This is a genomic window from Halomonas campaniensis (assembly GCF_014193375.1).
GTDB lineage: Bacteria > Pseudomonadota > Gammaproteobacteria > Pseudomonadales > Halomonadaceae > Halomonas > Halomonas campaniensis.
Map to the genome: position 1 here is coordinate 1 of NZ_JACHZF010000045.1, position 11244 is coordinate 11244.

The 11244-nt window shown below is 61.6% G+C and carries 10 protein-coding genes and 1 pseudogene; 4 read left to right on the forward strand and 7 right to left on the reverse strand.

The genetic code is table 11. The annotated features are described in order from the left end of the window. Window positions 1–127: 127 nt before the first annotated feature. The 4 genes from BDK63_RS17700 to BDK63_RS17715 all read right to left on the reverse strand — a co-directional run bounded on the left by BDK63_RS17700 (window position 128) and on the right by BDK63_RS17715 (window position 1828). Window positions 128–538 carry an SRPBCC family protein gene (locus BDK63_RS17700; protein WP_183334387.1) on the reverse strand — a complete coding sequence of 137 codons (411 nt, stop codon included), beginning with the start codon at window positions 536–538 and terminating at the stop codon, window positions 128–130. Between the two features lie 386 nt (window positions 539–924). After that, entirely contained in the window at window positions 925–1197 is a 273-nt protein-coding gene (locus BDK63_RS17705; protein WP_183334389.1) for a type II toxin-antitoxin system YafQ family toxin, read from the reverse strand. Further along, a complete protein-coding gene (locus BDK63_RS17710; protein WP_183334391.1) occupies window positions 1197–1454 on the reverse strand; it encodes a type II toxin-antitoxin system RelB/DinJ family antitoxin in 258 nt (85 codons plus the stop codon). The genes BDK63_RS17705 and BDK63_RS17710 overlap by 1 nt, the downstream gene beginning before the upstream one ends. Window positions 1455–1588: 134 nt before the next feature. Further along, entirely contained in the window at window positions 1589–1828 is a 240-nt protein-coding gene (locus BDK63_RS17715; RefSeq protein ID WP_183334393.1) for a DUF2281 domain-containing protein, read from the reverse strand. 208 nt (window positions 1829–2036) lie between these two features. Between BDK63_RS17715 and rimO the strand changes: the two are divergent. From rimO to BDK63_RS17735, 4 genes and pseudogenes are all read left to right on the forward strand, one after another. Then, window positions 2037–3361 (forward strand): annotated as a pseudogene (gene rimO / locus BDK63_RS17720) (30S ribosomal protein S12 methylthiotransferase RimO). A gap of 65 nt (window positions 3362–3426) precedes the next feature. After that, on the forward strand, window positions 3427–5304 hold the full coding sequence (locus BDK63_RS17725; RefSeq protein WP_183334395.1) for an SEC-C domain-containing protein: 1878 nt from the start codon (window positions 3427–3429) through the stop codon (window positions 5302–5304). 42 nt (window positions 5305–5346) lie between these two features. Continuing rightward, window positions 5347–6918, forward strand: a complete 1572-nt coding sequence (locus BDK63_RS17730; RefSeq protein ID WP_183334397.1) for an ATP-binding protein — start codon at window positions 5347–5349, stop codon at window positions 6916–6918. Window positions 6919–7230: 312 nt separating this feature from the next. Further along, entirely contained in the window at window positions 7231–8034 is an 804-nt protein-coding gene (locus BDK63_RS17735) for a glycosyltransferase family 32 protein (RefSeq protein WP_183334399.1), read from the forward strand. Here the strand turns inward: BDK63_RS17735 and BDK63_RS18765 are convergent. From BDK63_RS18765 to BDK63_RS17750, 3 genes are all read right to left on the reverse strand, one after another. Beyond that, on the reverse strand, window positions 8031–9245 hold the full coding sequence (locus tag BDK63_RS18765) for an O-antigen ligase family protein (RefSeq protein WP_183334401.1): 1215 nt from the start codon (window positions 9243–9245) through the stop codon (window positions 8031–8033). The genes BDK63_RS17735 and BDK63_RS18765 overlap by 4 nt on opposite strands. A gap of 70 nt (window positions 9246–9315) precedes the next feature. Continuing rightward, the gene (locus BDK63_RS17745; protein ID WP_183334403.1) at window positions 9316–9876 is read right to left on the reverse strand and encodes an acyltransferase; all 561 of its coding nucleotides are present in this window, start codon (window positions 9874–9876) and stop codon (window positions 9316–9318) included. Window positions 9877–10404: 528 nt separating this feature from the next. Next, on the reverse strand, window positions 10405–11244 hold an 840-nt coding region (locus BDK63_RS17750; protein WP_221202680.1), incomplete at its 5' end, for a Fic family protein.

Sequence of the window (11244 nt, forward strand, 5' to 3'; positions counted from 1 at the left end):
AGACCACCGGAGGTGGTCAGAAAATGATCGCTGACGCGGTGATTGTGTCACTCTGAGCCCTTCAACTGCTCAGAACCGAATTGATCAGTGGTTCCCTAATAGAATCTTTTGATAGATAGCGCCGGGCTCATAGCCTGGCTTCGACCCGCTCGAGGATCTGCCGACTCACCCGCCCCACCAGGGGCTTCGCTGCCTTGTTGACGGCCTTCTCCACCAGTCGGCTGCGCAACGCGTAGGTCAGCGTCAGCGCCACCTCGGTGCCCTCCTTCACCGGGGTCAGCCGATAGCAGCCCTGGTTCTCCACCCCGTCGAGCGACTCCCAGGCCAGCACCTCGGGCGCGCGCGACTCGGTGATCGCCACGTCGAAGTGCCAGTCCCGCCCCACCGCCTGGACATGCCAGCGGTAGCGTCCTTCCCCCAGCGGCTCGATGGCGTGGATCAGGTCAGAGTAGTCGGCGAAGTCCTCGACCCGCTCCAGCAGGGCGAAGACCCGCTCCGGCGGCGCCTTGAGGATCGCGCTGTGTTCGATGGTGGCCATATGGTTCAGTTACCACTTGAGAAGGGTATTTAAGACTCGCTCAGCAACCATGTTGCCAAACGCTGCCTGAGAAACTGGAGGCGCGCATCGGTAATGGAACCCAGCTGGCCAAGCAGCAATGAGCCATCAAGCACCGCCAGTCGGGACAGCCGGAAAACACTGGCCACCTTGAGGCCAGACTCCGAAAACTCGTCATCTTCCGGCCCCACGACCCAATCCAGTCCTGTCTCGGCCTGGTGCAGGCGAGACGACACCATGCATACGAGCCAGTCGTCCTGATTGCGGGATGAAAATAGAAGATCATCCTATGACGGGGTATAACTCTTTGATTTATGGTCAGGGGCAACCATGCCTGCAAGGTAAAGTATCATCCTTTCCTGCCTTGCCTACTCGCGAAAGAGGTCTGCATGGCTGCCGGTGCGAGCCAGGTGCAGCTCGTCATTCACTATGCGATACAACAATAGCCAATCGGGCTCGATGTGCACATCCCGGTACCCCTTCCAGTTGCCTCGCAGCGGGTGATCCTGATAGGCATCCGGCAAGGAAACTTGCTCGATCAACAGGCCCAGCAAGGTCCGCAGCTTAGACATGTCCTTGCCTCGCCTCTGGACTCGTTTCACATCTCGCTTGAACTGGCTGGAACGTACTGGGGTCAGCATCAAATGCCCAGGTCCTCGAACAGAGCATCCGCGCTGTCAAAGCGCTTCCCCTTACCAGCTTCCAACTCTTCCAAGGCCTTGTCCGTGGTGGCATTTGGTGCCTGTACAGCAAACGGCAGGCGTTTCTCGTCTGCTATCCGCAGCATCAGCAGGCGGATGGCGTCAGACACGGACAAGCCCATGGCCTCTAGAGCAGCGGTGGCGCGCTCTTTGGTTTCTCTGTCGATTCGGGCTCGAACCACGGTATCAGCACTCATGATTTTCCCTCTTGCTCACGTAGCCACAATGTGGCTACATTATAGTCAGGCTACTGTGCTTTGTCATCACCGGAGGATGACTCTCTATTGTCGTGGATGACACTTTGTCTTCATCCCACTGTGACCGGCACGCTTCATTGCCATCTTTCCCTCAGATCATCTTCAGAGTAGAGATCGGGCTCTTCCTCGGCATCACGCATGGCTTGCTCGACGCTCAAGGTACGGAACTGCCGTTTAGACCAGTCGAGCTGTTCGGCCTCGGCGGGCTCGGCCTGGCCATAGCGCTGTTCAAGGAAGGCAACGAAGTCCATTACCTCCTGCTGGCGGGACTCTGGCAGACGACTCACCTTGGTAATGAGTTCTTCAAGATGCATGAATACTTTACCTCCACGACCACCACCAGGTAGCAATGCGTCCAGAATAGCAAACCGGACATGCATACGCCCCAGCCTCCGCCCAGGGTACGGCCTCCCTCGTTGCATCCTTGCAACTGGTACACGGCGCTCGCTCTCCATGTAGCCCCTCACTCCCCGACACGCTAGAATCGCCCGGGTTTCCGTTCTCCAAGCGAAGGTCTTCTGCATGTCCACACCCAAGGTCGGTTTCGTCTCGCTGGGTTGCCCCAAGGCGCTGGTGGATTCCGAACGGATCCTCACCCAGCTGCGTGCCGAGGGCTACGAGATCACCCCCAGCTACGACGACGCCGACGTGGTGGTGGTCAACACCTGCGGCTTCATCGACAGCGCCAAGGCGGAATCGCTCGATGCCATCGGCGAGGCGATCGCCGAGAACGGCCGGGTGATCGTCACCGGCTGCATGGGCGTAGAGGAAGGTGCCATCCGCGACGTGCACCCCAGCGTGCTGGCGGTGACCGGCCCCCAGCAGTACGAGCAGGTGGTGGGCGCCGTGCACGAGGTGGTGCCGCCCCGCCGGGAACACGACCCGCACATCGACCTGGTACCGGCCCAAGGCGTCAAGCTCACCCCTCGCCACTACGCCTACCTCAAGATCTCCGAGGGCTGCAACCATAGCTGCAGCTTCTGCATCATCCCCTCCATGCGCGGCAAGCTGGTGAGCCGCCCGGTGGGCGAGGTGCTCAGCGAGGCCGAGGGCCTGAAGCGCGCCGGCGTCAAGGAGCTGCTGGTAATCTCCCAGGACACCAGCGCCTACGGGGTCGATCTCAAGTACCGCACCGGCTTCTGGAACGGCCGCCCGGTGAAAACCCGCATGACCGAGCTGTGCGAGGCGCTCTCCGAGCTCGGCATCTGGGTGCGGCTGCACTACGTCTACCCCTACCCCCACGTTGACGAGCTGATCCCGCTGATGGCGGAGGGCAAGCTCTTGCCCTATCTGGATATCCCCTTCCAGCACGCCAGCCCGATGGTGCTCAAGGCGATGAAGCGCCCCGCCTTCGAGGACAGGACGCTCGAGCGCATCAAGCGCTGGCGGGCGCTCTGCCCGGAGCTCACCATCCGCTCGACCTTTATCGTCGGCTTCCCCGGCGAGACCGAGGAGGACTTTCAGACCCTGCTCGACTGGCTCACCGAAGCCCAGCTCGACCGCGTCGGCTGCTTCCAGTACTCCCCGTGGACGGCGCACCGGCCAACGACATGGACCTTGAACCGGTGCCGGACGACATTAAGCAGGAACGCTGGGAGCGCTTCATGGCCCACCAGCAGCAGATCTCAGCCGCCCGGCTGCAGGCCAAGGTCGGCCGCGAGATCGAGGTGCTGGTCGACGAGGTCACCGACGAAGGCCCCATCGGCCGCAGCCACGCCGACGCCCCGGAGATTGACGGCATGGTGTTTCTGGAAAGCGACCAGGCACTCAGCCCCGGCCAGGTCGTGCGGGCGCGGGTGACCCATGCCGACGAGTATGATCTGTGGGCCGAAGTGGTGCGATCGTAAGGCAGCATGCGTCGGATCAGGAGATTGAACACGGACTGGACTTTAATAAGCTAGGCGAGATACCCATGCTGGAAGCCGATCTTCCCGAGATTCCTGCAGAGCTCGAAAACAGCGTCAACGCCTTCCTGGAGGCGTCATTACGGCACATCCTCCAGTACGAGAATGCCGACGCCTACTTCGCAGCGCTCGACGAGATCACCCGACGCAGCGGTGTTACCGAATGGTTTGATTCGGAGATGCCCTACTGGACGATTGCGCGCACCCTATGGGACAACGCTCCGCTGCCCTCGCGGGGCTTCCGACCGGATCCGCTTCCCGCGCCGAAACGCAACGACCCCTGTCCTTGCGGCTCGGGCAAGAAGTTCAAGCGCTGCTGCCAGCCGCGGCAACAGGAACACGCCCTGGGACTCGACGACGAGCTGCCAGTGCTGCAGATCGCCGCGTCACTCTTCACCGCCAAGCAGCGCAAGGAGGCCGCCAGCAAGGCACCGCCCAAGCTGCGGCTGGTACTCGCCGAGCTGGAGCTGGATGACAGCCACCCCGGCAAGGCGCGGACCCAGCTGTTGAAACTACTCAAGCAGGGTGGCCTGGATGCCGAGCTACAGGCCCGGGCCGTACACCTGCTGGGCGAGGCCTATAACGCCCTCGGCCATCAATCGGCCGGCGAGAAGGCCCTGAGCGATCTGCTTCCCAGCCTGAAGCCGCCTGCTGCCGCCGAGGCGCTCCACTGGTTGACTGGCCAGGCGCTGCTGGATGGCCACCCCGCCGAAGCCCTGCTGCACCTCCACCAGGCCGAGGCGCTGGACCCCGACAACCTTTCCAACGGACTCTTCAGGGTGGCCTGCCTGCGCGACATCGGCGCCGATGCCGAGGCCCAGCGTACCGCCCAGGAGTGGCTGCCGGTTGCCCAGGAGCTGGGGCTCGAGGACGCTATCGCCTTCTTCGAGGAGCAGGCGAGTCTTGCCACCCTGCCGGACGCGGTACCGGACGCGGCACCGCAGGAGGGTGACGAGCTCGAAACGTTCGCCGATGATGCCACGGAAGACGACCACCTGATGGCGATATTTGGCGCGCCGGATGAGCTATTGAAGCCGATTGCCGGCCTGCTGAAGGCCGCACTCCGCCAGCCGCTCTTCCCGGTCAGTTTCGAGCCGGGCCCGCCCGGACCTGATGGCGATGACACCCAGTGGGTGCTGATGCCGCCATCCGAGGTCGAGCAGGCCCAGGCGGCCTTCTACCAGGCGGGCGACAGTCAACATCCGCTGGATCCCGATCTCATCAGACAACACCCGGCGCTGCTGCAAAGTCTCGACTTCCTGCAGCAGCTCGATGCCTTTGCCGGCGTTGCCTTCAGTAACGCTCACGAGCAGTTCAACAAGGCGCTACAGCGGCAGCAAGAGAGATTGATTGCCCATGTCCTGGACGCCCTGCCCGAGGACGGCCAGCTGCCCTGGGCCTGGCTGGAACATCGCCCCCTGCTGAGGCTGATGATGCAACACGCCCTCGAGCAGGAGGACCCGGACGCCGCCATTCGCAGCCTCTCAAAGCTGCTGGCCCTCTGCCCGAACGACAACCTGGGCGTGCGCGCCCCGCTGGTCAACGCCCTGCTGCGCGATGGGCAGGATGAAGGAGCGCTGGCCATCTGCGAGCGGTTTCCGGACGACGCACTGGCAGAGACCCACTATGGCCGGGTGCTGGCCCTGGTGCGACTCAACCGGCTGCATGACGCCGAAAAGGCTCTCTCCGAGGCCTATCGGGCACTACCCAAGGTGCTCAACTACCTGATCGCCAGCAAACGCAAGCCGCCGAAGCTCAACCCCCAGGGCATGACCATCGGCGGCCCCGATCAGGCGTGGTATTACCGTCAGGAGATGCGCGACCTCTTCCAGGCCACCCCTGGCGCCCTTGGCTGGATGGACAGCATCAAGAAGCGGCTCAGGTAACTCTGCTATCCTTGACGACGAGCGCCCCTACCGGAGGTTGCCTTGACCCGCACCCGCAAGAAGCTGCCTATCGGCATTCAGACCTTCGCCGACATCATCGAGGGCGGCTACTACTACGTCGACAAGACATCGCACATCCACCGCCTGGTGGAAGAAGGGAAGTACTATTTCCTGTCGCGGCCGCGGCGCTTCGGCAAGAGCCTGCTGGTAGACACCCTGCGCTGCCTCTTCGAAGGCCGCGAAGCGCTGTTTGAAGGCCTTTACATCCACGACAAGTGGGACTGGCAAGCTCGGCATCCCGTCATCCGGATCAGCTTCGCCGATGGCGTCATCAGTAGCCGTGAGGCACTCGATGCCCATATCCGACACCAGCTCAGGGCGCATCGGGAGCGTCTAGACATTGACCGGGAGCCGCCTCCCCTGATTTCCAGCGAGTTCTCGGAACTGATCCGCCTCACCCACGAGCAACACGGCCAGCGCGTCGTGATTCTGGTGGATGAGTACGACAAGCCGATCCTCGACAACCTGCTCACGCCCGAGCGCGCCCGCGAGCTGCGCGAGGGGCTCAAGAACCTCTACAGCGTGCTCAAGGATGCCGACCCGCACCTGGCCTTCGTGCTGCTCACCGGCGTCTCCAAGTTCAGCAAGGTCAGCCTCTTCTCCGGGCTCAACAACCTCAACGACATCACCCTGGATCCGCCCTTAGCCACGATCTGCGGCTATACCGACGAAGACATCGACAGCGTCTTCGCCCCAGAGCTTCAGGCACTCGATCGCAACGAAATACGAGCCTGGTACAACGGCTACCGGTGGGGTGGACAGGAGGCCCCCTCCGTCTACAACCCCTTCGATGTGCTGCTGCTGTTTCAGAAGCGCCTTTTCGGCGCCTACTGGTTCGAGAGCGCCACGCCGACCTTCCTGGTCGAGGTGCTCAAGCAGCGCGGCGTCTTTACCCCAGCGCTAACGGCCTGGCACAGCCGGCCGGCACTGCTGAGCAGATTCGACGTCGATGATATCGCCACCGAGGCGCTGCTGTTCCAGACCGGCTACCTGACCATCAAGGCCATACGCGAGGAAATCCCAAACCGCCCGATCTATGCACTGGGGTTTCCCAACCAGGAGGTAGAGGCCAGTCTCAACGAGGCGCTGTTGCCGGTACTGGGCATCAACAACGACAGCCTCGACGAGCTGATGGTACGGCTGCCTCGCCTGCTGAAAACCGCCGACCTGCCAGGCTTGGAAACCCACCTCAGGGCGCTCTTCGCCGGCCTGCCCCACGACTGGTACCGAAATAATCCGATAGCACGTTATGAGGGGCACTATGCCAGCGTCTTCTACAGTCACTTCGCCGCTCTGGGCCTGCGAGTCACCGTGGAAGACGCCAGCCACCACGGCAAGGTCGATATGACCGTCGATTTTGCCGGGCACCTCTACCTGTTCGAGTTCAAGGTGGTGGAGCAGCTCCCCGAAAGCCGCGCATTACAGCAGATCAAGGATAAGGGCTACGCCGACAAGTACCGCGGCCAAGGCAAAGTGATGCACCTCATCGGGGTGGAGTTTTCAAGCGACAAGCGCCAGATCGTGGGTTTCGAGGTAGAAACGGAGGCAGGCTGATCAGCCGCCACCATGGGTCCTAAAGGTGTAGGACCGGCTCCGCGACGCCTCGACGATAGGCCGCACCACCAGCGCCGGAGACTAACCACGAACACTGGCACCACAGGTGGGAGCCCGGCTCCACCGGGCGATGGGTAGCACCGCCAGCGTCAGGGGTTGACCACCAACACTTGCCCCACTGGTGGGAGCTCGGCTCCGCCGGGCGATTGGCGGCGACACTGGCGTCAGGGGTTGACCACCACACAGGGGCCGCGAGGCGATAGCCGGCACCGATAACCAGCAAAGCCCTTTCAGCGCAGGCACAGAGGCCATATGCAGAAACCACTGATTGTCGCCACCAGCCGCCTCATCAAGCTGCTGGCCAACATCACCAAGGTGCTGAGCTACCCCTTCCACTGGGTACTGCCCAACAAGCGCTTCACGCTCCCGGCACAGTCGTCTCCGCTGCTCAAGGGAGGCAAACCCGGCCCCATCCCGCGCATCATCTGGCAGACCAACTTCACTAACCGGGTGACCCTGCCGGTCTACCTCAACTACCTGTTCAATCGGCTGATGGCGCCGCGCTTCGAATACCGCTTCATGATCACCGAAGCTCGGAGAGAGTTCATCGCCGAGCACTACCCCGACATCCTCCCCCATTACGAGCGGCTACAGATCGGCGCTGCCCAGGCCGATCTATGGCGCCTGCTGGTCCTGCACAAATTCGGCGGCGTCTACCTGGATATCGATGCGCACCAGATCTGGCCGCTCTCTTGCGTGCTCGGCACCGAGCAGAAGGAGCTCTTCGTGACCACACGCCGCGGGGAGCTGAGCAACTACTTCATCGCCAGCGCGCCGGGTAATCCCAACCTGGCCAGGCTAATCGAGCGGGTCGCGGATAACATCCAGGAGAACACCCTGACCAACGTGTTCGAGATCACCGGCCCGGGCGTTTTTATCCATATTCTCGACCAGAACGAGGTGCCTACCGTCTCCTACCGCCATGCGGTGCACCAGGGCAACTTCACCAATGAGCATTTCCAGTATATAGACAAGCCACAGGGCAAATGGAATCGCGAGCAGCGCAACATCCGCGTCATCCGGGATGACGAGCCCCCGGCAGCGACGGCCCGCTAGTCAGCGGGCACGGTGGGTTGTCGCTGCTTCAACCGCGACAGCACCACAAGGACGCCCTGCAGATACGCATATACCGTCGCGATCATCTCCTGCTGAAGCAGCACCTCCGTGAACCCGCAGACGGCCACAGCCACAGTGAGACCCAGACCCGCCAGCGCGAAAGTATCGTCTCGGCGCCTCAGGAACACCCTGGCATGGTAGATGCCTGGCACCACCAGGTACCCGACCAGCGTCAGAAGCCCGATCAGCCCACCTGTGGCCAGCGTCTCGAAGTACTGGCTATGGGCATGGCCTCTACTGCTGTTCCCGACGAAGGCCGACACCTTCCCTTGTTCCAATAGCTCGGCATTCAGGGCCTCGCGTTCATGGTATGCCAGCCCGACGAGGGGGCGCTGCTTGAAGGCCTCAACGGCGGCAAACCAGAACTGGAATCGGTACCCGACCGACGTATTCAGGTTGCCCTGCTGGATCCTTTCGAACTCGGCCACGGTCTGCTGATAGCGTCGCTCCACCTCGGGAAATTGGTGGTAACTGAGCCAGGCCGCTAGGGGGAGCACCACCAGCCCGACGGAAAGCCATTTCCAGCCAAGCCCTCGAAGATGCAGCATGGCAAGCAGCAGTACCGCCACCGGCATCACCACCCAGGCTCCCCGGGTGCCGGAGAGCAGCACGGCCATACCCGCTGCTGCCACCCCAAGCAGCAACCACCAGCGCCGCGACGACCCGGGCATCAGCGCCAGGGACAACGCCACCAGCATGGCATTCAGGTAACCGAAGTTGATGCTGAAGAGGAAGCCATCAGCGCGTGCCATGCCCAGCCACTGGGTCTGATACAAGGCGAGCACTCCCCCGCCAAGGCTTCCCAGGATCAGGCCCCACTCCAGGCAGCCACGGTAACGCGCCATATCGGCAACCGTCAGGGCATGGCGAAGCGTCAGGTAGATGGGAATGGTCGCCATCATGTGCAGCCCACTACTGAGATAGCGTGCGGAAAAGTCGCCCAGCACGAAAGGCGCGAGCCTGCCCAGCAGCATGGCGCAGAGCAGCAGCAGCACCCAGCGATCAAACGGCGTCACTTCCAGGCTGGCGCGGTGCACCACCAGGTAGCCAAGCGAATGGATCAGCAGCAAGCCGACCACGATCGTGCTGCGGACCGGTGTCGCCACCAGCAGCACCAGTACCAGCAGCAGACCCCAGGCATGGAGACTCACCGCCCCTTGTCGCGTGAATAACATCAATGAACTGCCCTACCGCTGTTTCCGTATTGATCGCAAAGAGGGCTTAACGCACCCACTCGACCCCTTGCTTTACCACGCGAGACGGGTTGCCGGCGGCAATGGCATTGCCGGGAACGTCGCGGGTCACCACGCTGCCGATGCCTACCACGGCACCACTACCGATCGACACGCCCTTGAGCACTGTCACAGCATCAGCCAGCCAGACATGATCACCGATAGCGATGGACCGGGCGGGATTGATCTTGACGCCGTCCTGCAGGATGTCATGGCCATCCCCCGCCATGATCTTCACATAACGCGAGAACATGCCATCGGCACCGACCGAGAGGCGGGTACCCTCCTCCCGGCAGGAGAGGAAGCAGTCCTCACCGATCACCGTGCCTTCGCCCACCAGCAGCTCGCAGCCGTTACCCAGCATCTGCAGCCGCACCCCGCGAAGATTCGCCCTGGGACCGATCACCAGGCGGTTCCCCTGCCCCTTGATATCGAAGTAGCAGCCACGCACCCGCGCACTGCGTGCCACCAGCACCTCGTTACCGCCATCGACACGAACCTTGTTGCGCCACCGTAGCCGCCATGGGCCAAGATGCTGATCACCGCTCATTCTTGCCTCTTTCTCGTCATATCCGGCGCATTGGAACAAAACAGGCGCCATGAAGGCGCCTGCCCTGAGTTTACCACTGTCGCGAGGCAAGGGGTGAAGCCACCGCGCCTCATTCTCCGCGTCTTGAAGGCGATGAGGATATCCAGCCTCAATGAGTTGTTCTTGATGTAGCCGAAGTCGAACTGGAGCGTGGAGGTCATGCCGTCGAACCAGGCGGCATAGCCTTGCTCTCCCCGGGCTCAACCGGGGATCCCCGGGCAGACTCCGTGACAGTAGCTGTACAAGGACGCCTCCCGACGTATCCGTAGGAAGTTTCATGGAATCGGCCACGGGCCAATGAAGCTCCTCTCGCCTCTGATCATGTTGAAGCGGCGTGGCAGCTCATCCACAGGCAGCACTTGCCATTGATGCGCACCATCCGGGTGATGCGGGGGTCGTCCTCTCCTTCGGTGAGCCCACTCCTCCGCTGGTGGGTCATTTTTGATGGCCATTGACAGCCGGCCTATCATGCTCTGTGAAATATCCGGACTAAATTTCACTTAATCCAATAGGGTTTCCATCTGGAAATTCACCAAGTAGTAGCTGAGTCTCTGATTCGATAGCGTTCAGCACGTCTTCCGGAACCTGATGGCGAAACTGCTTACGACGGTTCTTCGACAGTTTTCCGCCATGACTCAAACACATCATCACCAGGCGAGACAGATCGCTACCCCGAACATCAAAGCGTGTGTCGATGGAGCGATAAATATGATCGAAACAAGCCAAGTAATGTGTTTCCGCTTTCAAGTCTTGCCTAAGCGCCTCGCGCGCCATTTTCAGCGTAAAGGTAACCGCCTGGGTGGCATCCCAGTAGCGATAAAGATTTTCGCTACCTTTAAAGTGGAAATCGTGATGGTCGGCATCGACCCAGTTGACCCGCCACTGCTCCCGGGCCGGCTTTGAAAAAGTTTCTAGCGCAGCAAGGTAATCACCTTCGTGCCGCTTCATGGCGATGGAAATGGGAAGCAGGTTACCACGCGGCAATTCACGCAATTGGCATAGCGTGTGGTGCAACAGGAACCGGGAGATGCGGCCATTGCCGTCCATGAAAGGATGCAGGAAGACAAAGCCGAAAGAGATCACGGTCCCTGCCACCAGGGCCGGCACCCTATCCGGGTCAGAGCCGCCATGGCGCTCCGACAGTCCATTGGCCCACTCCATGAGCGCACTCATCAGTTCCTCACAGAGCTCGGGCGGTGGTGGTAAATAACTCACACCAATAGCGCCCGGCAGCCTGATCTTGCCCAGCAACAGTGGACACCCCGTTAAGGTAGTACACTCAACGAGGTGACCCATGGCCAAGCAAGCTACCCCGATGAAGAAGACCCG